Source organism: Porphyrobacter sp. GA68 (assembly GCF_022605525.1).
GTDB lineage: Bacteria > Pseudomonadota > Alphaproteobacteria > Sphingomonadales > Sphingomonadaceae > Qipengyuania_B.
Genome location: NZ_JAKQYJ010000001.1, coordinates 860,045 through 878,757, shown reverse-complemented (window position 1 = coordinate 878,757; position 18,713 = coordinate 860,045). Strand labels below are relative to the sequence as shown.

Annotated in this window: 27 protein-coding genes; 23 read left to right on the top strand and 4 right to left on the bottom strand. The window is 67.4% G+C overall.

The features are described 5' to 3' along the window. Positions 1–84: 84 nt before the first annotated feature. The 3 genes from LHJ54_RS04335 to LHJ54_RS04325 are packed head-to-tail and all read right to left on the bottom strand — an operon-like array spanning position 85 to position 1,429. Entirely contained in the window at positions 85–540 is a 456-nt protein-coding gene (locus LHJ54_RS04335; RefSeq protein WP_228242702.1) for a RidA family protein, read from the bottom strand. After that, a complete protein-coding gene (locus LHJ54_RS04330) occupies positions 537–1,199 on the bottom strand; it encodes an HAD family hydrolase (protein WP_228242701.1) in 663 nt (220 codons plus the stop codon). Before LHJ54_RS04330 ends, LHJ54_RS04335 begins: the two co-directional genes overlap by 4 nt. Continuing rightward, positions 1,196–1,429 carry a DUF3572 family protein gene (locus tag LHJ54_RS04325; protein ID WP_277754107.1) on the bottom strand — a complete coding sequence of 78 codons (234 nt, stop codon included), beginning with the start codon at positions 1,427–1,429 and terminating at the stop codon, positions 1,196–1,198. The genes LHJ54_RS04330 and LHJ54_RS04325 overlap by 4 nt, the downstream gene beginning before the upstream one ends. 93 nt (positions 1,430–1,522) lie before the next feature. Here LHJ54_RS04325 and LHJ54_RS04320 point away from each other — a divergent pair, with 93 nt between their 5' ends. The 7 genes from LHJ54_RS04320 (at position 1,523) to LHJ54_RS04290 (ending at position 6,189) form a co-directional block, all read left to right on the top strand. After that, positions 1,523–1,891: a response regulator gene (locus LHJ54_RS04320; protein ID WP_228242700.1), complete on the top strand. Its 369-nt coding sequence runs from the start codon at positions 1,523–1,525 to the stop codon at positions 1,889–1,891. A 53-nt stretch (positions 1,892–1,944) separates the two neighbouring features. After that, positions 1,945–2,190, top strand: a complete 246-nt coding sequence (locus LHJ54_RS04315) for an acyl carrier protein (RefSeq protein WP_228242699.1) — start codon at positions 1,945–1,947, stop codon at positions 2,188–2,190. Next, complete coding sequence (locus LHJ54_RS04310; protein WP_228242698.1) at positions 2,187–3,437, top strand: aminotransferase class I/II-fold pyridoxal phosphate-dependent enzyme; 1,251 nt, start codon at positions 2,187–2,189, stop codon at positions 3,435–3,437. The genes LHJ54_RS04315 and LHJ54_RS04310 overlap by 4 nt, the downstream gene beginning before the upstream one ends. 309 nt (positions 3,438–3,746) lie before the next feature. Continuing rightward, positions 3,747–4,223 (top strand): hypothetical protein, encoded by a 477-nt coding sequence (locus LHJ54_RS04305; RefSeq protein ID WP_228242697.1) that lies wholly within the window; start codon positions 3,747–3,749, stop codon positions 4,221–4,223. 35 nt (positions 4,224–4,258) lie between these two features. After that, positions 4,259–4,924, top strand: a complete 666-nt coding sequence (locus LHJ54_RS04300; RefSeq protein ID WP_228242696.1) for a YsnF/AvaK domain-containing protein — start codon at positions 4,259–4,261, stop codon at positions 4,922–4,924. A 78-nt stretch (positions 4,925–5,002) separates the two neighbouring features. Next, positions 5,003–5,410: a DUF2382 domain-containing protein gene (locus LHJ54_RS04295; protein WP_228242695.1), complete on the top strand. Its 408-nt coding sequence runs from the start codon at positions 5,003–5,005 to the stop codon at positions 5,408–5,410. A 137-nt stretch (positions 5,411–5,547) separates the two neighbouring features. After that, on the top strand, positions 5,548–6,189 hold the full coding sequence (locus tag LHJ54_RS04290) for a DsbA family protein (protein WP_228242694.1): 642 nt from the start codon (positions 5,548–5,550) through the stop codon (positions 6,187–6,189). A gap of 69 nt (positions 6,190–6,258) precedes the next feature. Here LHJ54_RS04290 and LHJ54_RS04285 read toward each other — a convergent pair whose 3' ends face one another. After that, positions 6,259–6,894, bottom strand: a complete 636-nt coding sequence (locus LHJ54_RS04285; protein ID WP_228244293.1) for a YqaA family protein — start codon at positions 6,892–6,894, stop codon at positions 6,259–6,261. Positions 6,895–7,187: 293 nt separating this feature from the next. On the opposite strand from LHJ54_RS04285, the gene LHJ54_RS04280 reads away from it, so the two are divergent. From LHJ54_RS04280 to LHJ54_RS04205, 16 genes are all read left to right on the top strand, one after another. Then, positions 7,188–7,688 carry a hypothetical protein gene (locus LHJ54_RS04280; protein ID WP_228242693.1) on the top strand — a complete coding sequence of 167 codons (501 nt, stop codon included), beginning with the start codon at positions 7,188–7,190 and terminating at the stop codon, positions 7,686–7,688. After that, entirely contained in the window at positions 7,672–9,003 is a 1,332-nt protein-coding gene (locus tag LHJ54_RS04275) for a DNA-packaging protein (RefSeq protein WP_228242692.1), read from the top strand. Before LHJ54_RS04280 ends, LHJ54_RS04275 begins: the two co-directional genes overlap by 17 nt. 46 nt (positions 9,004–9,049) lie before the next feature. Then, a complete protein-coding gene (locus LHJ54_RS04270) occupies positions 9,050–10,237 on the top strand; it encodes a phage portal protein (protein WP_228242691.1) in 1,188 nt (395 codons plus the stop codon). Next, on the top strand, positions 10,237–10,545 hold the full coding sequence (locus LHJ54_RS04265) for a DUF6127 family protein (protein ID WP_228242690.1): 309 nt from the start codon (positions 10,237–10,239) through the stop codon (positions 10,543–10,545). Before LHJ54_RS04270 ends, LHJ54_RS04265 begins: the two co-directional genes overlap by 1 nt. Then, positions 10,542–11,030, top strand: a complete 489-nt coding sequence (locus tag LHJ54_RS04260; RefSeq protein WP_306437044.1) for an HK97 family phage prohead protease — start codon at positions 10,542–10,544, stop codon at positions 11,028–11,030. The genes LHJ54_RS04265 and LHJ54_RS04260 overlap by 4 nt, the downstream gene beginning before the upstream one ends. Before the next feature lie 135 nt (positions 11,031–11,165). Then, on the top strand, positions 11,166–12,308 hold the full coding sequence (locus LHJ54_RS04255) for a phage major capsid protein (protein WP_228242689.1): 1,143 nt from the start codon (positions 11,166–11,168) through the stop codon (positions 12,306–12,308). Between the two features lie 96 nt (positions 12,309–12,404). After that, the gene (locus LHJ54_RS04250) at positions 12,405–12,947 is read left to right on the top strand and encodes a phage head-tail connector protein (RefSeq protein ID WP_228242688.1); all 543 of its coding nucleotides are present in this window, start codon (positions 12,405–12,407) and stop codon (positions 12,945–12,947) included. Next, positions 12,944–13,120, top strand: coding sequence for a hypothetical protein (locus LHJ54_RS04245; RefSeq protein WP_228242687.1), 177 nt, complete (start codon positions 12,944–12,946; stop codon positions 13,118–13,120). Before LHJ54_RS04250 ends, LHJ54_RS04245 begins: the two co-directional genes overlap by 4 nt. Continuing rightward, positions 13,120–13,578 (top strand): DUF3168 domain-containing protein, encoded by a 459-nt coding sequence (locus LHJ54_RS04240; protein WP_306437043.1) that lies wholly within the window; start codon positions 13,120–13,122, stop codon positions 13,576–13,578. Before LHJ54_RS04245 ends, LHJ54_RS04240 begins: the two co-directional genes overlap by 1 nt. A 65-nt stretch (positions 13,579–13,643) precedes the next feature. Beyond that, positions 13,644–14,060, top strand: a complete 417-nt coding sequence (locus LHJ54_RS04235) for a phage major tail protein, TP901-1 family (protein ID WP_228242686.1) — start codon at positions 13,644–13,646, stop codon at positions 14,058–14,060. Next, positions 14,057–14,368 (top strand): gene transfer agent family protein, encoded by a 312-nt coding sequence (locus LHJ54_RS04230; RefSeq protein ID WP_228242685.1) that lies wholly within the window; start codon positions 14,057–14,059, stop codon positions 14,366–14,368. The genes LHJ54_RS04235 and LHJ54_RS04230 overlap by 4 nt, the downstream gene beginning before the upstream one ends. Continuing rightward, positions 14,365–14,565 carry a phage tail assembly chaperone gene (locus LHJ54_RS04225; RefSeq protein WP_228242684.1) on the top strand — a complete coding sequence of 67 codons (201 nt, stop codon included), beginning with the start codon at positions 14,365–14,367 and terminating at the stop codon, positions 14,563–14,565. Before LHJ54_RS04230 ends, LHJ54_RS04225 begins: the two co-directional genes overlap by 4 nt. Beyond that, the gene (locus LHJ54_RS04220) at positions 14,552–15,118 is read left to right on the top strand and encodes a tail tape measure protein (RefSeq protein ID WP_228242683.1); all 567 of its coding nucleotides are present in this window, start codon (positions 14,552–14,554) and stop codon (positions 15,116–15,118) included. The genes LHJ54_RS04225 and LHJ54_RS04220 overlap by 14 nt, the downstream gene beginning before the upstream one ends. A gap of 48 nt (positions 15,119–15,166) precedes the next feature. Further along, on the top strand, positions 15,167–17,476 hold the full coding sequence (locus LHJ54_RS04215) for a DUF2460 domain-containing protein (RefSeq protein WP_228242682.1): 2,310 nt from the start codon (positions 15,167–15,169) through the stop codon (positions 17,474–17,476). Then, complete coding sequence (locus LHJ54_RS04210; RefSeq protein ID WP_228242681.1) at positions 17,473–18,288, top strand: DUF2163 domain-containing protein; 816 nt, start codon at positions 17,473–17,475, stop codon at positions 18,286–18,288. The genes LHJ54_RS04215 and LHJ54_RS04210 overlap by 4 nt, the downstream gene beginning before the upstream one ends. After that, complete coding sequence (locus LHJ54_RS04205; RefSeq protein WP_228242680.1) at positions 18,285–18,698, top strand: NlpC/P60 family protein; 414 nt, start codon at positions 18,285–18,287, stop codon at positions 18,696–18,698. Before LHJ54_RS04210 ends, LHJ54_RS04205 begins: the two co-directional genes overlap by 4 nt. Positions 18,699–18,713: the final 15 nt, after the last annotated feature.

Here is an 18,713-nt window from a genome sequence, read left to right as displayed (position 1 = left end):
CAAGCGGCATTGTTGAGCTCGCCAGAAGGCAGGTCCCCCGCCGCCGTGACGGCAGGGGCTCGCTTGGCAGCGCAGTCGCCGCGCTCAATCCCGCAGCGCGATAATGGCGTCCACTTCCACCGCGGCATTGAGCGGCAGAACCGCTACGCCGACGGCACTGCGGGCGTGCCGGCCCCTATCGCCGAACACCTCTGCCATCAGGTCCGATGCGCCATTTGCGACCTTCGGCTGGTCGTGGAAATCGGGGGCGGAGGAAACGAACACCCCCAGCTTCACCACCTGCCGGACCCGTTCGAGCAGACCGTGCGCCTCCAGTTGTGCCAGGATCATCAGGCCGCAGGCGCGCGCCGCGTCCTGCCCCTGTTCAAGCGCAACGTCCGCTCCCAGCCGGCCGGTGACCAGCGCACCATTCACAAACGGTAGCTGGCCGGACAGGTGGACGACCCCGCTCTCCACCACCAGCGGCTGGTAACTGGCGACCGGCGCGGCTGCCTTGGGCAGAGTGATTCCCAGTTCCTTGAGCCGATCGGCAACCGTCATGCTGTTTTCTCCTGTTGGTGTTCGACGCCCAGCTGTTCCAGCAGCCAGGGCAATGCTTCGTCCCATGTGTCGATGCGGGCATCGGCGTGGCCGGCGCTGTGGGCACATGGGATGTGCGGGGCAAGCAGCGCCTCGCCGCACAGGTGCAGGGTGACGACGCCGGGCACCGTTTCCCTGGCGGAACGGTGGTGCTGCGCCAGGTCGTCGATGAAAAAAGTGCGGCTGGGCCGGTATTCCTCGACGATCCGTGCCAGCGCCGGGCCTTTCGGCCCCTGATTCGTGTAAACCCTGGCGTCGATGCCATGGGTGGCGAGCTGCTGCGCACGGTGTTCGCGCCGTGCATCAACGAGGTTGGTGAGGATCACGACATCCGCATGGTGCGCCAGCGTGTTGAGCGCATGAACAGCCCCTTCGATCGGATGTTGCCGGTCCATCTCCGTGTCGAAGAAGCTGCCGAGCAGGCGCCAGATCTCATCGGGCGCTACCGGTTCGCCGCTGCCCTCATACCGCATCGCCTCGGCGAAATTGTGGCTGCCAAGGTTGAAGGTGACGCCCTGCGTTTCCGCCAGCCAATCGCGGAAGTGCGTCACCATGTGCAGCAGCACCTCGTCGCAGTCGCACACGATCAGCGGGCGGGGATCGGCCGGACCCGCGTTCATCGGGCAAGCTCGCGGCCAGCCGCGGCGAGCGCCTCGGGTGGCACCTGCAACCCTTCGGCGGCGGCCAGAAGGTCCGCCTCGTGCCCGGCGAGAAACTCCAGCACCGCAGCCTGCACCGCGCGCTCGGTCACGCCGGCGCGCAGGTCCTGCACCGTCAATCCGGTCATGGCCAGCAGCCGGTCCGCGCGCCGTTCGTCCTGGAGGATCCAGACCAGCGCGTTGAGCGCCAGAGTATCGGCTGCCGGGGGTTGTTCGGAAATCCTTATCGGAATTGCGCTTTTCCTTTTTCAGACGTAGTTAGTTAATCAGGGGGTAACGTTCACTTGCCGAAGCGCGTGCTCGTTGTCGAGGACAATGACCTTAATCGGAAACTGTTCTGCGACATCTTAAAAGCCAACGGTTTCACGGTCGAGCCTGTGGCCGATGGAGGCGACGTGCTGGGGGTGGCCAGATCGTTCAGCCCCGACCTCATCATCATGGACATCCATCTGCCGCACGTCTCGGGGCTGGACCTGATCACCGCGCTGAAGAAGGATCAGGCGCTGTCCCATGTTCCCGTGCTGGCGGTGACAGCCTATGCAGGCAAGGGAGACGAGGAGCGGATTCGCGACGCCGGGGCGGCGGAATACCTGTCCAAGCCCGTTTCGATCCGTCCCTTCATCGCCTCGGTTGAGCGGTTGTTCGCCGCCTGAGCCTGCCGCCACAAACTTGACAGACGCGGCGCGGCCCGCTTTGCCCACCGGTCATGGACCGCGCAGAGATCGACACCCGCATCCGCTCTATCATCGAGCCGTTCAACAAGGCGCAGACCGCCATCGCCGAGGATACGACCTTCGCCGGCGATCTGGAGTTCGACAGCCTGACCGTGATGGATTTCGTCGCCGCGATCGAGGATGAGTTCGATATCATCATCTCGATGAACCAGCAGGCAGAGATCGAGACCTACGGCCAGCTCGTCGATGCGGTTACGCGCCTGAAGGACAGGACATGACCCGCACCGGCCTTGCACCGGACCAGCCGGTTGTCCGCGAAGGCGACGGCCCCGACCTGTTCAGCAAGTTCGATCCGCTGATCGCCATGCGCGAAAACCTGCTTTCAGAAGGACAGGAAGACCCCTTCAACCTCGTCATGGAACGGGTTCTGTCGCCCACCCGCGCGATCTGCAACGGGCGCGAGACGATCCTGCTCGGCACTTACAACTACATGGGCATGACTTTCGACCCGGAGGTGATCCAGGCGGGCGAGCAGGCGTTGCGCGATTACGGCACCGGGACCACGGGCAGCCGGGTGCTGAACGGCACCTATACTCCGCACAAGGATTGCGAAAACGCGCTGCGCGAGTTCTACGACATGTCCGGCGCCATGGTCTTTTCGACCGGCTATCAGGCGAACCTGGGCATCATCAGTACAATCGCCGGCAAGGGCGATTACGTCATCCTCGACATCGACAGCCATGCCAGCATCTGGGACGGCTGCAAGATGGGTGACGCCGAAGTCGTGCCGTTCAAGCACAATGACGTCGACGCCTTGGAAAAACGCCTGCGCCGGGTGCCGGAAGGCGCGGGCAAGCTGGTCGTGCTGGAAGGCGTCTATTCGATGCTCGGCGATGTCGCGCCCTTGAAGGAGATGGTCGCGATCGCCAAGCGGCACGGTGCGATGGTGCTGGTCGACGAAGCGCACTCCATGGGCTTCATTGGCGAACACGGGCGCGGCGTGGCCGAAGCGCAGGGAGTGCTGGAGCAAGTCGACTTCGTCATCGGCACCTTTTCCAAATCGGTCGGAACGGTCGGCGGCTTCTGCGTCTCCAACCATCCCAAGTTCGAGATTCTGCGGCTGGTCTGCCGCCCCTACACCTTTACCGCGTCGCTGCCGCCATCGGTGATGGCGACGGCGGCGACTTCCATTCGCAAGCTGATGCGCGGCTCGGACAGGCGGGCGCATCTGTGGGAGAATTCGCGCCGTTTGCATGCCGGCCTGCGCGAGCTTGGCTTCAGCCTGGGCACTGACGAGGCGCAGAGCGCCATCATCGCCGTGGTCATGCCCGACCTTGAACGCGGCGCACAGATGTGGGGCGCGTTGCTGGAAGAAGGTTTGTACGTGAACCTCGCCCGCCCGCCTGCCACGCCGGCCAACATGACCCTGCTGCGCTGTTCGCTGTGCGCGGAACATTCGGAAGAGGATGTCCAGACTATCCTCGACATGTTTGCGCAGGCCGGGCGAAAGACCGGAATCATCTGAACCCGCCCCGTCGGAGCACGTGGTCGAATAGAACCTTGCAGAAAAGAAGAAGCTGGCACTGAACGCTTCAAGCAAGCAATTCCGCTCGGGCGGTAAGAACAAACTGCAGCCGACCCGATAGTATTTCATCGCCTGTAGTGCACAATTCGTCTCGCACCGCCAGCTGGAATGCTGACTTAGATCGGGTTCTTCATCTTCTCGCCTGATCTCCACTTCGATAACTCTCACCGTTTTCGGAACAACGCGCTGCCCCACCCGTAAGGAACTGGGAAGGCGCGCGTCTGCGCGTCCAGAAAAGGGAACATCTAAATGGCAGAAATTCCACTGGAAAAGAAGGGCGGCATGCCCGGATGGGTTTGGCTGCTTCTGGCGGTGCTGCTGGCGGGTCTGCTGCTGTGGTGGCTGATGGCGGGCAACGATCGCAACAATACTACGGAAGTAACGCGGGCAGACCCGGCGGTCATGGGCGCTCCGATCGAAGGTGCCGGCGCGTATGCGGTTGGTGACGCGGTAAACCTGGACAATGCCATCATCAATTCGGTTTCCGGAAACCGGTCGTTCACCGTTGATGCAAGCGGTCAGAACATGCCGGTTCTGTTCGACGCCGGACAGGCTCCGGGCACCACCGGCAACGACCCCGGCTTTGTCGAAGGCATGGTCGTGAACCTCGATGGCACAGTGCGTTCGGCCAGCGAACAGCTGCCCGAAGGCGTCACCGCCAATCAGCTGGGCGGTGCAGACCGGTATATCTACGCCAGCAACATCGAAGTGGTCAGCCGCCCGTAACCGGCAGGCACACTGACAGACAAGGATACCAAGACATGAGACATGATACACGCTACGAAACGCTCGACAGCCTCGACAAGTACGAGCTCGAGCATAAGTCGCAGGATATTCGCGGTCGCCCGCTGGTCAGCCCCAGCGGCGAAAAGTACGGCGTCATCAAGGATTTGCTGGTCGATAACGACCGCAGCAGGGTTGCCGCGGTGCGCCTCGACAACGGCAAGGTATGCGCCATCGAACCGCTGGAAATCCACGAAAACGCCGTCGTTTATGGTGGCACTGCCGAAGCCCATGCTCGTGACGGCGGCGCGGCCGTCGACGAAGAGCGCGTGCCGCTGGTGGAAGAGAAGCTGGTTATCGGCAAGCGTGCCGCCGATACGGACCGGACCTTCAACGTCCGAACGCGAGTGGCTGGCGAGACAGTCAACGAAGACGTAACTCTGCGCGACGAAAATGTCTCGATCGACCGCCGCCCGGTCGACCGCCGCGTGACCGGCGCTGACGCTGAAGCACTGCTGAACCAGGGTGACCGGACCATTTCCATGACCGAACGGCACGAAGAACTCGTCGTCGGCAAGGAAGCCCGCGTGGCGGAGGAATTGGTGGTGCGCAAAACAGCGGACGACCGGGTCGAGCATGTCAGCGAAACGGTTCGCAAGACCGAGGTTGACGTCGATACCGACACGACTCGCGACCGCCGATAGGGCGCCAAGACCAGACAGGCAGGCGGGGTCGATCGCAGGTGCGTTCGGCCCCGTCTGTGTTCGCAAAGGAAGCAGATCATGACTGGCAAGAACGACGCCCCGCCCGGCGAACACCTGATTGAAGAAGAACGCATTCCGCTGGTGGAGGAACGGCTGGTCGCGGACAGGGTTTTGCGGGAAGGGCGCACCGTCACGGTCTCAACCCGTCCGGTGGCGAGAGACACCATCATCCGGGAACCGGTGCTGCGCGAGACCGTGTCGGTGGAACGGGTGCCGGTCGGCGCTGTCGTCGCCGACCTGCCGCCGATCCGCGAAGATGGCGACCTGACCGTGATCCCGGTCGTGGAAGAACGGGTCAGGGTCGTTCGCGAACTCGTGCTGGTGGAGGAGGTGCACCTGCACCGAACCCGCCACGAGGAACTCCACGAGGAAACCGTAACCACCCTGCGAACCGAGGTGGAGGTCAGCGAGGACACTGCGCGATAGCGCCATCCGCGCTGGCAGGTGCATCCAGCCAATGCCCGGCCAGCCTGTATTTGCCGCAAGGCAGCGCCATGCTAGCTCTGCGGCGGCAGGCGGACAACAGGCGGAGTGCAAGGCGGTGCCGGACGATGGCGGGTTGAATGAATAGGACAACAGGCCGGCACTGGCTCGCCCTGGCGGTGATGTGCATAGCCGCGTTCGGCGGTGGAGTGCTGCTACGGCAGGCGGGGCCGGTTGGCACGAATCTGACCGGCCGGCTCGACCTTGCCTCCTTTGTGCCGGATCCCGCCGCTGCTGCTGAGGGGCCGGTTGACGCGGCTGTCATCCTGCAGGTCTTCACCGATTACCAGTGCGGCCCGTGCCGTGCCGGACATCCGGCGATGCTGGCCGCGGCCGCGCGGGCGGGCGATGTGCGGATCGTCTATCGCGATCTGCCGCGTCTTGGCCCGCTGTCGGAACGCGCGGCGCGGGTCGCACTGGCGGCGCATGCGCAGGGGCTTTACACGCCGGTCCACAATGCCCTGATGCGCGAGCGGCGGCAGCTGGACGCACCGGTCCTGCGCGAGATCGTGGAGCGCGCGGGCGGTGACTGGCAGCGGGTGGAGCGGGACATCGCGGGCGACCGCCGGATCGACCAGCGCCTGGCCGCGAACGCGACCGACGCCATGCGGCTAGGCGTGCCGGGAACCCCGGCCTACCTTGCCGGACCGTACCGGGTGGTCGGCATGTTGAGCGAGCGGGAATTCGCCCGATTGTTCCAGCAGGCGCGCGAGGCGAACTGACGCGGCGAAGCGCTGGCTACGTTTCAGGCCGCGCGAGGGATCATCAACCGCCTGCGTCAGCAGCACGCTTCAGGCGCGCGCCGCCTCCGCCGCGACGCAGGCATCGACCTCTTCACCCCGCCCGCCGCCGACGAGCGCCAGCGCCAGCACCCCGCCGATCACCAGCACCACGAATGCGGTCGTCACCAGCCCCAGATACCGGTCGATGAAGGTCTTGATCGGGCGACCGAACAGCTGAAACAGCACCCCCACCGAAACAAAGATCAGCGCCCGGCCCGCCAGGCTCGCCCACAGGAAGGTCCACAGGTTCATCGAGATGAACCCGGCGGTGATGGTCAGCAGCTTGAACGGCACCGGCGTGGCCCCGGCGATCACGATGGCTTCCCAGTCATACTGGCGCAGATGGCAGGCGGCGACGGGGAACCCTTCGGTCAGGCCCAGAGCGGCAATCAGCTGGCGCCCCACGGCGTCATACAGGCCGTAGCCGATGAGATAACCGAACAGGCCGCCCGCAACCGAGGCGAGGGTCGCGACGATCGAGAAGCGCAAGGCCTTGCGCGGCTCGGCCAGACACATGAGGCCCAGCAGCGGATGCGGCGGGATGGGAAAAAAGCTTGCTTCGATGAAGCAAAAGAACGCCAGCCAGGCCACCGCATGCCGGTGCGCGGCCTTGTCCATGGTCCAGTTGTACAACCCTCGCAGCAGCTTGCTCATCACTTCGTGCCCTCTCACCTGCCCATTCGCCCGATCGGCAGCCGCCACGTTCCGGCGCGCGTTCGAACGGCAAAAATCTGGGTTCCGGATCGGGTCCGGGATGATGACCGTGGGTGCCGATAGACGAGCGGCCGACGGGTTACAATCGGCAGCTTATAACCTATTTGGCACTTTTATCTTGACATTGTAACGCTGTTTGGTTAGAGAAGATGAACATCGGAGAAAAGCGAGTCGGGATCACCCGCTTCTCTCCGACCATTTGCAGACAGCGACGGGAGGGTTTGATGGCCGCGATCAGGGCAGGCAGCCGTGCGCGCAAGACGAAGCGGGCAGGTGCGAAGAAGCGGGCCAGCGGAAGCTGGAAAAGCGTGTTTCTGGCCGCGCTGGCGGAAACCTCCAACGTCACTCAGTCGGCGGACCGGGCGCACATTTCGCCGGGTCATGTTTACAAGACCCGCCGCGCCGATCCCCAGTTCCGGCAGCAATGGCGGGCGGCCCTGTGCGAAGGATACGACCATCTGGAGATGGAAGTGCTGCGACGGTTGCGGGCCGGCGACTGCAACACCGCCGATGGCGGCAAGTTCGACTTCGCCAGCAGCCTGCGCATCCTGTCCGCGCATCAGGCGGCGGTCGGCGCGGAACGGGCGCGGCAGAACAATTACGACGAAGCGACAGTGCTCGCCGCGATAAATGCCAAGATCGCGGCGTTCCGGCGCTGCAAGGAAGCGGGCGCGAAACCGGCCGCGGCCATCCTGATCGAGCAGTCCGATGCCGCCTGCCGATGACCAGCTGGTCTGGCTGAGGAAGCAGGAGCCCGAGGATTTCGCCACGTTGGTCGCCAGGCTGACGCAGGTGGAACGGGCCTGTCTCAGCCAGCAGTGGCGCCTGTTCGGCCGGGCCGAACAGTTGCCGCCGCCGGGTGACTGGCGCACCTGGCTGATCTGCGCGGGTCGGGGCTTTGGCAAGACGCGCGCGGGTGCCGAATGGGTGCGGGCGGTCACCCGCGAACAGCCGGCGGCGCGCGTGGCGCTGGTCGCCGCGTCCATTGGCGAGGCGCGGTCGGTGATGGTGGAAGGCGAAAGCGGTGTCCTCGCCATATCGCCGCCGGATCACCGGCCGCATTTCGAACCGTCGCTCAAACGGCTCACCTGGCCCAACGGGGCGCAGGCCTTTCTCTACTCGGCGGCCGAGCCGGAGGCGCTGCGCGGGCCGCAGCACAGCCACGCATGGTGCGACGAGATCGCCAAGTGGGAGCTTGCCGGGGATCGCGCTATGCGGGCGTGGGACAATCTGCTGCTGGGGCTGCGGCTGGGGCGGGACATGCGGGTGCTGGCAACCACCACGCCGCGCGCCGTGCCCCTGCTGCGACGCCTGCTGGCGGAAGAGACGGCTGGCGCCGCCGTAGTCACCCGCGGTTCGACCCGCGACAATGCCGATAACCTTCCGGCCAGCTTTCTGCGCGAAATGGCGCGTGCGTTCGGTGACACGGCGCTGGGGCGGCAGGAACTGGACGGTGTCCTGCTGGAGGATCTGGAGGGCGCATTGTGGAGCCGCGCACTGCTGGAACGGTGCCGGGGCACCGTTGACGCGCCGCCCGTGCGGGTGGTGGTGGGCGTCGATCCGCCCGCCAGCGCTGCGGGCGACGCCTGCGGAATCGTGGTCTGCGCCCTGCTGGCCGATGGCAGCGGCCGGGTGCTGGCCGATGCATCGGTGGAGCGGGCAAATCCGGAGCGCTGGGCACGCGGCGTCGCCGATGCCGCGGCGGCTTGGGGAGCGGACCGGGTCGTGGCGGAAGCGAACCAGGGCGGCGCGATGGTGGCATCGGTCCTGCGCGCCGCGGACATCGCGCTGCCTGTTCGGCTGGTCCATGCCTCGCGCGGGAAGGTTGCCCGGGCCGAACCTGTCGCCGCCTTGTACGAGGCCGGCCGCGTCACTCACGCCGGATTGTTCCCCAGGCTGGAGGACGAGCTGTGCGGCCTCCTCGCAGGCGGCAGCTACGCTGGACCGGGTCGCAGCCCGGACCGGGCGGACGCACTGGTGTGGGCGCTGAGCGAGCTGATGCTGAGGAGCGCGCGCGAGCCGCGGGTGCGGGTGTTCTGATCCTCTGACGGACACATCCGCCGACGATTTCACGAGGAGTTGCTGCATGCCATTGTTCGACAAACTGACCGCCGCCTTCAAGAGCGGCGCGACCGCCCAGCGCGTCCCGATCAGCGCCGCCCAGGCGCCGCCCTGGGCGATGCCGCTGGGGACGACCGGGCCGGAAACCTACGATTACCGCCACGCGCTGAGCCAGGCTTTCGAGCGCAACGCGGTGGCGCAGCGCGCGGTGCGCATCGTGACCGAAGGGGTGGCCAGCGCGCCGCTCCTGATCGAGGAACCACACATCGCCCGTCTGCTGGGCAAGGGCGACAGCGGCGGCGCGCTGCTGGAAATGCTGGGCGCGCACCTGCTGCTGCATGGCAATGCCTATGCCCGGATCGCGCGGGACGGGTCGCACCGGCCGGTGGCGCTGTATCCTCTGCGGCCCGAACGGGTGGAGGTGGTGCCGGGCGATGACGGGTGGCCAGTGGCGCTGCGCTATCGCGCCGGCGCGCATGCCGAGCTGCTGCCGCTGGAGGATGCGGACGGGTGGCCGGCGCTGATCCACTGGCGCGCGCTGCATCCGGCGGATGACCACTACGGCGGCGGATGCCTGACCGCGGCGGCAGAGGCGGTGGCGATCCACAACGCCGCGAGCCGCTGGAACCGCACGTTGCTGGAAAACGCCGCGCGCCCGTCCGGAGCCCTGGTGTACAAGGCGGACGGAGCCGACGGCGCGGGCGGGCTGACGCGCGAGCAGCACCAGCGTCTGAGCGATGAGCTGACCAGCGCCTTCAGCGGCGCGGCCAATGCCGGGCGTCCGATGCTGCTGGAAGGGGGGCTGACCTGGCAATCGCTGTCGCTGAGCCCGGCGGACATGGACTTTGCGACGCTGAAGGCCGCGGCGGCGCGGGACATTGCCCTCGCATTCGGGGTGCCGCCCATGCTGCTGGGGCTGCCCGGCGACAACACCTATTCCAATTATCGGGAGGCCAATCGGGCGCTGTGGCGGCTCACGCTGCTGCCGCTGCTCGACAAGCTGCTGTGCGGCCTCGCCAACGGACTGGCGCCGTGGTTTCCGGACGCGAGCATCCGGGTCGATCTCGACCGGATCGCGGCGCTGAGCGAGGATCGCGAGCGGTTGTGGTCGCAGGTCACGGGCGCGGATTTCCTTTCGGAGGCGGAGAAACGGGCGATGCTCGGCCTTGCCCCGCGCGCTGAGAACCACACAGGTACAAAGGAGGATGCGTGATGAACCGTCAAGACATGCTCGCACAGTTGATCGGACAGGCTGCGGCGGCCGGCACCGACGTCCTGACCCTGCGCGCTATCGTCGAGGAAGCGAGCGAAGTCGGTGCGCAGCGCGTGCTGACGCGGCTTGGGCTGGCCGACGACGGGGCGCAGGACGATCTCGACGAACTGCGCGAACTCCTCGGCGCGTGGCGCGATGCCAAGGCATCGGCGTGGAAGGCAGTCGTGGAGTGGCTGGTGCGCGGGATACTGGCCCTGCTCCTGATCGGCATCGCCGTCCGCCTGGGCGTGCCCGAGATGCTGCGATGATCGCCCCTACGCAAGGCATGGCCGCCCTGCGGCCGCGCAGCTGCCTGCCGGTGGGAGAGAGCGCACACGACTTTCACGGACAGCGCGCGGCACACCTGCGCCTCGCAGGCTATGCTGCGCTGTTTCACCGCCGCGACGCGGGCGGGGACGTGATCCTTCCGGGCGCCTTTGCCGCGACCCTTGCCCGCCGGCGCGAGCCGCTGCCGCTGTTATGGCAGCATCGGCCGCACAGCCGTATCGGCACGGTCGAGCACCTTGGCGAAGACGCGCGCGGTCTGCGGGTGGTTGCCCGGCTGGGCAGCGCATCGGGCCGTTATGCCGCGCTGCTACGCCGGGGCGAGGTGCGCGGTCTCAGCTTCGGCTATCGCGCCAGCGGCTACCGCGTGGCCGGAGCAGATCGCATCCTTCATGCCATCGACCTGTTCGAAATCAGCCTCGTGACCGATCCGCTGCAACACGCCGCGCGGGTCCATCTCATCACCTGAACGCCATTCCGCCGGCCCGGCGGAACCGACCCGCGCCCGCCGCTCCTGTTGTCCGCGCAACCGGCGACGGGATGCCTGCGCACGCCGCACGCGGCGCCGGCGGCAGATTTTTACCACCCGAAAGGAACTGAACGAATGGATATCAGCACCACTCCTGCCGCCGAACAGCTCGAAGCGAGCTTCGATATCGTCGCCCGGCAGGATCAGGCCGACGCCGCGATCGCCGCGCTGCGCACCGACGTCGACGAGGTCAAGGGACGGCTCGACCGCGTCTCGCTTGCCGCGTCGCGCCCCGCCCTGTCCGCCGCGCCCGGCGAGACGGTCGACGCCGCCCGCTTCGTGGACGGCTACCTGCGCCACGGCCGGGAAACGGAAGTCAAGTCGATCAGCGGTTCGGCGAACCGCGACGGCGGCTATGCCGTCCCGCGCCACATCGACGCCCTGATCGCCCGCGAAATGACCGGAATCAGCCCGATCCGCGCCATCGCCCAGGTGGTGCAGACCGGAACCGCCGGTTACCGCAAGCTGGTGGCGACCGGCGGCACCGCGTCCGGCTGGGTCAGCGAGACGGCCGGCCGGCCGGAAACCGCCACGCCGCAGTTCGAGGAGATCGTCCCGCCGACGGGCGAACTCTATGCCAATCCTGCGGCCAGCCAGGCGATGCTGGATGATGCGGGCTTCGATCTTGAAGCATGGCTAGCGGGCGAGATCGCGCAGGAGTTCGCCCGCGCCGAAGGTGCCGCGTTCATCCACGGGTCCGGCATTGAACAGCCCGAAGGGTTCCTCAACAATCCGGCCACCCCGGCGCGCGACGGCAGCCGGCCGTTCAGGACGCTGCAGTACATCGGTTCGGGCAGCAGCGACGGGCTGGGCAGCGCGCCTGCCGACCGCTTGCTTGACCTGGTGCACACGCTGAAGGGCGGACACCGGCAGGGCGCGGCCTTCGTGATGAACTCGGCCACGCTGGCAGAGGTCCGCAAGCTCAAGACCGTCGATGGCGCGTTCCTGTGGCAGCCGGGACTGGTCGAAGGACAACCGGACCGCCTGCTGGGTTATCCGGTGGTCGAGGCGGAAGACATGCCGGACATCGCCGCCGGCGCTTTTCCGGTTGCGTTCGGCAATTTCCGCAACGGCTATCTGATCGCGGAACGCACCGCGACCCAGATCCTGCGCGATCCCTACACCAACAAGCCTTTCGTCCACTTCTACGCCACCAAGCGGGTGGGCGGCGCGGTGCTCGATTCGGCGGCGATCAAGCTGCTGAAGATCGAGGCCTGACGAAACTCCTCCGGCCAGTTCGGAGGAAACCTGTAGCGCCCCGCCCCACCCTGCGGGCGGGGCGCAACCTTTGCAACTTCTGACACGGAGAAGCTCATGACGCGGGTCATTGTGACGCCTGCCGATCACGGCGCGGCCCTGCCCGAACTCAAAAGCTGGCTCGCCATCAGCACCGACCGCGACGACGCGCTGCTGACCGGGCAGATCCAGGCGGCACTCGCCCTGTTCGAGCAGTTTGCCGGCGTGGTTCCGCTGCGCCAGACCTGCCAGGAAGTGCTCGGCGCCCACCGCCGCTGGCAACGGCTGGCAGCCGCGCCGGTGATTGAAGTGGACGACGTGCGCGCGTTGGGACCGGACGGCGATCGCCCGCTGCTGCCGCAGCAGGATTACGCCTGCACCTTTGCGCCTGATGGCGCGGCGCAGGTGCTGCTCCGCCGCGGCCTGGCGCAGGACCGGCTGCTGGTGCGCTATACGGCCGGGCTGGCGCCCGACTGGCCCGCCCTCGATCCGGCGATCAGGCAGGGCGTGATCCGGCTGGCCGCGCACTACTATGTGGAACGCGCGTCGACACAGGACGCAAGCCCGCCGGCTGCCGTGGTGGCGCTGTGGCGGCCGTGGCGCAGGGTTCAGCTGCGATGATCCGCGCGGTCTTGGACAGGGCGGCCACCGGCCTGCCCGACCGTCTCGCCGCCAGAGCCGCGACCCTCGTGCATGGCGTGGCCGAAAACCGCGCGCGCGAACGGCGGCACGATGGTGCCCGCTGGCGCCAGGCGCGGCTCCTGTGGCCCTCGTTCACGAAAGGACAACGCTGATGGAAAGCGCGCTCAGAACCGCGTTGATCGGCTGGCTCAGGGACGATCCGTTCCTCGCCGCCCGCATCAACACAATCGAGGAGGAAAGCCCCGTGCAGGCCAGTGCGCCCTGGCTCGGCATAGCCGCCAGCGCGGCCGCGGACTGGAGCTGCAAGGACCGCCGCGGACGCGAAGTGCGGGTGGCCCTGGAACTGCTCGACCGGGGCGACGATCCAGCGGCGACAGGCGACCTTGCCTGGGCGGTGGAGCAGCGGATCGCCGCCCTAATGCCCGAACAGCCCGGCTTCCTGCTGGTCAGCGTCAACTTTCTGCGATCGCGTACCGAACGGCGGCCACGCGGCGGGCGGGCGGTGCTGCTGGAGTACCGGTTCCTGCTTCTGGAGCGGCAAGTCCCCGCCGATCCGCACAACGTCCCGGATCATTCGGCGGCCACGCAGGGCCCTGCGCCCGGACCCTGACGCCGCCCGATCTTCACCCCACGTGTCCGCCCCCCGCGGGGAGCATCAAATCGAAAGGAACACCCATGCCTGCCCAGAAAGGCTCCGCCTTCCTCCTCAAGATCGCCGACGGCGCGACGCCGCCCGGCTTTACCGTCGTTGCGGGCCTGCGCACCACGCAGATGTCCATCAATGGCGACACGGTGGTCGTGACCCACAAGGAGTCGGGCGGCTGGCGCGACCTGCTGTCGGGCGCGGGCACCCGCTCCGTTTCGGTCAGCGCTTCGGGCATCTTTCTCGGCAGCGAGGCGGAAGCCGCGATCCGCGCCCACGCACTCGCCGGGACGATCACCGAATATGAACTGTCGTTCGAGGATGGCGAGCGGCTTCATGGCCGGTTCTTGGTGCAGCGGCTGGACTATGCGGGCGATTTCAACGGCGAGCGCAACTATGCCGTGCAGCTCGAATCCTCCGGGCCGGTCTATCCGGACCTGCCGGCATGAGCGTGGCCAATCCCCTGCGGGGCGAGGCGGAGCTGGTCATCGGCGGGCGGCGCCATGTCCTTCGACCGACCTTCGAGGCGCTGGTCCGGGCGGAGGAAGAGCTTGGCTCGCTGTTCGCCCTGGCCGAGCGGGCTGGCGCAGGCGACTTGCGCCTGGCGGAGATTGCGGCGCTTTTTGCCCACTGCCTTACGGGCACCCCGGAACCGGACCGGCAGAGCGTCGGCGAGGCAGTGCTCAGGATGGGTGTTGCCCAGGCGGTCAAGCCGCTGCGCATCCTCCTCAGCCAGATCTTCGCCGGTGACGGATGAGCGGACAGTTCGCGGATCAGGCCGCCGCGCTGTGCCGGCTTGCCGCCGTTCACCTCGGCTGGCGACCGGACGAGTTCTGGCGGGCGACTCCTGCCGACCTTCTGTCCGTGCTGCCGCGCGCCGATCCGGCCACCCAGCCACCAACCCGCGCCCACATCGCGCGCCTGATGGAACTAGACGCCCATGGACGACCTTGAAGAAATCCTCGTGCGGGTGCGCGCCGACACCAGCGCCTTTGCCACCGACATGGACCGGCTGAAAACCAGCGTTGATCGCAATCTCCTGTCCGGGTTCGCCGCGGCGGGCAAGGTGCTGGAAGACGGGCTGCTGAGCGCGATCCGGCGCGGCAGCCTGGGCTTCGACGATCTGAAAAACACGGCCTCGCGGGCATTGAGCGCGATTGCCGCACAGGCGGTGCAGGTCGGGCTGGACCGCCTGCTGGGCGGCAATGGCGCAGGGGCGGGCGGAGCGCTGCGAAGCTCGCTGGGCGCGCTGCTCGGCCTGCCGGGGCGTGCCACCGGCGGGCTGGTGTCGCCGCAGCGGCCGTTCGTGGTGGGAGAGCGCGGACCCGAACTGTTCGTGCCGACCAGCGCCGGGCGGGTGGAGCCAGGTTTCGGGTCCGCGCAGCGTGGCCGCGACGTGCGGGTCGCCATCAATCTTGCCGCCCCGCGCGGCACGGATGCGCCGGCCGCGCTGCAACGCTCGTCGCGCCAGATCGCCAGTGCGATCAGGCGGGCTGTGGAAGGCTGACCGGCGCCGGGCAGGCGCCATCGCGAACGATTTACAGGAGAACAGCGAATGCCATTCTGGCTTGCCCGATCGCGCACCGGACAGCACAGCGACCACGTCGCCCGGTTCGATCCGCGGTTCTGGACTGTCAACTTCCCGCGCCCGATGATGGCGAGCGTTGTCAGCACGGCCCCCGATGCGCTGCGGGTCGATGTCGAGTTCTTCCATCGGGGGGAGCTGGCGGGGTTGATCTGGGACAGCGCCGACACGCTCGACCACCCCCTGCTCGCCTACGACACGGTGCGCGATTACGCGCATTGCGTCCTCAGCTTCCGCTGGCGGTCGCGCGGCCTGATTCCGCTGGATCAGGCGAACGGTCCCACCCTGACCATCGAGGGGAAGGACGCCGCCGGGCACAGGCGCGCCTGGTACGTGCGTCTGTGGAACTATGCGAGGGGCACGCCGGAAGATGCCGTCATCACCCTGCGCTTCTCCGATTTGGAGGCCGGGTGGAGCCTGCCGGGCGAAAGGGTGGAGCCGCGTTTCATCGACCGGCTGTTCATCTCGCTGGCGCCGCCGGGGTTCGCACCCGGCGACACGGCGCCGCTGCCGGCCCGCGCCAGCGGGTGGGTGGAGGTGACAAAGATCCGCTGCGAAGGCGACAATGCGCTGCTGGCGATCGGCGACGTCCTGCTGCCCCCGCATGGCGAAGGGATCGCCACCGCTTATGACGATGCTTTCAACCAGACGCCGGCGCGCCTCGTGCGCTCTATTCGCGGCCTGGGATACAACGACAGGATCATCCACTACGTCGGAATGAGCCACTTCTTCCGGCTCGGACAGGTCGGACAAAGGCTGGTGGTCGACCCGGCCGGCAGCCTGTGCGACCCGGCGCTGGCGTGGCACCGCGCCTTTTTCGCCGAATGCCGGGCGAAAGGCTTCGCGGTGATCGTCTCCCTGTCATACGAACTGTTCGCCGCGCACTGCCCCGATGAATGGCAGCAGCGGGCATGGGACGGCGCTCCGGGCAGGACCGGATGGGAACCGCCCTCTGCCCTGCTGTCGCCGGCAAACTCTGAAGCAATGGGGTGGCTCCACCGGGTCGCCGGCCGCTTCGTCGCGTTGCTGGAGGAGGCGGGCCTGCCCGTGCTGTTCCAGATCGGGGAGCCGTGGTGGTGGATCATGCCCGATGGCCGGCCGTGCATCTATGACGCTGCGGCGCGCTCGGCCTTGGGAGGCGATCCGGTGGAGGTGCCGACGGTTCATGGTACCCGGCCCACGGACCAGGCTGCACTGCTGAAGGCGGCGGGCGACCTGCTGGCCGCGTCCACCGCCGGGCTGACCCACGCCGTGCGCACCGCGGCGAGCGGCCCGGCGGAGGTGCTGCTGCTCGCCTTCACGCCGACCGTTCTGGACGGGGCGACGCCCGATCTTCACCTGCTGAACCTGCCGCAAGGCTGGGCTCATCCAGCGTTCGACCGATTGCAGCTGGAAGATTACGACTGGCTCACCGCCGGGGCCGAAGGGCAGCGACGGCGGGCTTACCGCTTCGTGCAGGACAAGCTCGGCTATCCGCTGGACCACCAGGATTACCTGGCGGGTTTCGTGCTCCGTCCGGAAGATGCGGACGTTTACTGGCGGCGCATCGATGCCGGGCTGGACGAGGCGGCGCGGCGCGGAGTGCCCCGCCGCTACATCTGGGCGCTGCCGCAGATTGCGCGCGACGGTTTTGTCCGTCTCCCCACTTCAAAGGATCATTCCATGCAGGCGTTCGACGACCTATCCTATCCGCTGGCGCTGGGCCGCGAAACCGCGGTCAGCCCGGAATTTTCCACCACCGTTGCCGTGACAGCCTCCGGGCATGAACGACGCAACGCCGTGTGGGCCGACGCCCGGCTGCGCTACGATGTGGGGCCTGGTGTTCGTTCGGACGAAGAGCTGGGCGTATTGCTCGCCTTCTTTCGCGCCCGGCACGGGCCGGCGCGCGCCTTCCGCCTGCGGGATCCGTTCGACCACAGTTCCCACGGCATGACCGGAACGCCCGAGCCGACCGACCAGCTGCTGGGCATAGGCGACGGACACCGCGTTCGCTTCGCCTTGCGCAAGCTTTATGGCGAGCAGGAGCGGCGCATTACCCGCCCCCGCCCCGGCTCCATCCGCGCCAGCGTGGCCGGTGCTGAAACCACCGAGTGGCAGCTTGAGGAAGGCGGCGTCATCATTTTCGCGCAGGCACCGCCCACCGCGGCGGAGGTGCGGGCGGGATTCCTGTTCGATGTGCCGGTGCGGTTCGCGGAAGATCGCCTCGACATCAGCGGCATAGCCTTTGCCGCGGGCGAAGCACCGTCGGTGCCGCTGGTTGAAGTACGGGAGGAGACATGAGCCGCGTCTTTTTCGCCCAACCGCTGGACACGGTTGCAACGTACTGGCGCATCTGCCGCGCGGACGGGGTGGCGCTGGGCTTCACCACCCATGACCGTGACCTGTGGTTCGACGGCCTGCTCCACCGCTGCGCACCGGGGCTGACCCCCTCCTCCATCCGGCGCACGGCCGACCTTGCCGACGATGCGGTCGACATCAAGGGAGCGCTGGCGCACGACACTCTCGCGGCCGAGGACCTTGCCGCCGGCCGCTTCGACGGGGCGCAGGTCGTGGTCGGCGTGGTGGATTGGCAGACGCTGGAGCACACCGCCCTGTACGGCGGTACGATCGGCGCAATCGCCGGTGATGGCGACAGCTTCACCGCGGAACTGCATTCCGCAAAGACGGTGCTGGATACGGATCCGGTGCCGCGAACCAGCCCAACCTGCCGCGCGCGGTTCTGCGGACCGGGCTGCAACCTGCCGCCCGCCATGCACGAGTGTGAGGCAGTGGTGGAGCGGGTCGACCGTGATGGCAACGCAGTGGCGTTTGCTGGTGTTGATCCGGCGATTTACGAATACGGCGAGGTGCGCTGGATCGACGGGCCACATCGCGGTCAGATCATGGCCTTGCGGCCCGCGGGCGGTAATCTGCTCGCCTGCGGGACGCCGCTCAGCCCGCAAATTGCGTCCGGGCAACGCGCCCTGATCCGGCAAGGGTGCGACCACAGGCTGGAAACATGTGCCGCCCGCTTCGGCAATGCCGTCAACTTCCAGGGAGAGCCGTTCCTGCCGGGCAACGATCTTCTGGCGCAATATCCGGTGCCGCGGTGAACGCGGACGGTGCCGCGCTGGCGCGTGCGGCCGCGGCCCATCTTGGCGCTCCCTTCCGCCTGCATGGTCGCAGCGGAGAGGACGGCGTTGACTGCGTCGGCCTTCTTGCCCTGGCGCTGCGCGACTGCGGCCGGGTGCCGGTGCTGCCGCGCGGATATGGTCTGCGCAACACGGCCATCGACGCTCATCTCGCCTGCCTGCCCGCATCCGGCTTTGCGCCCATCGCAGAAACAGTGGCGCTGCACGCGGGTGACGTCGTGCTGGTCACGCCCGGCCCCGCACAGCAGCACCTGCTTATCGCGCTGGATCAGGACACCTGTATTCACGCTCATGCCGGCCTGCGCCGTGTCAGCACCATGCCAGTGCCGCTGCCCTGGCCGATAAGGCACCGCTGGCGCCTTGTCGCCTGAACCAGAAAGGACCCG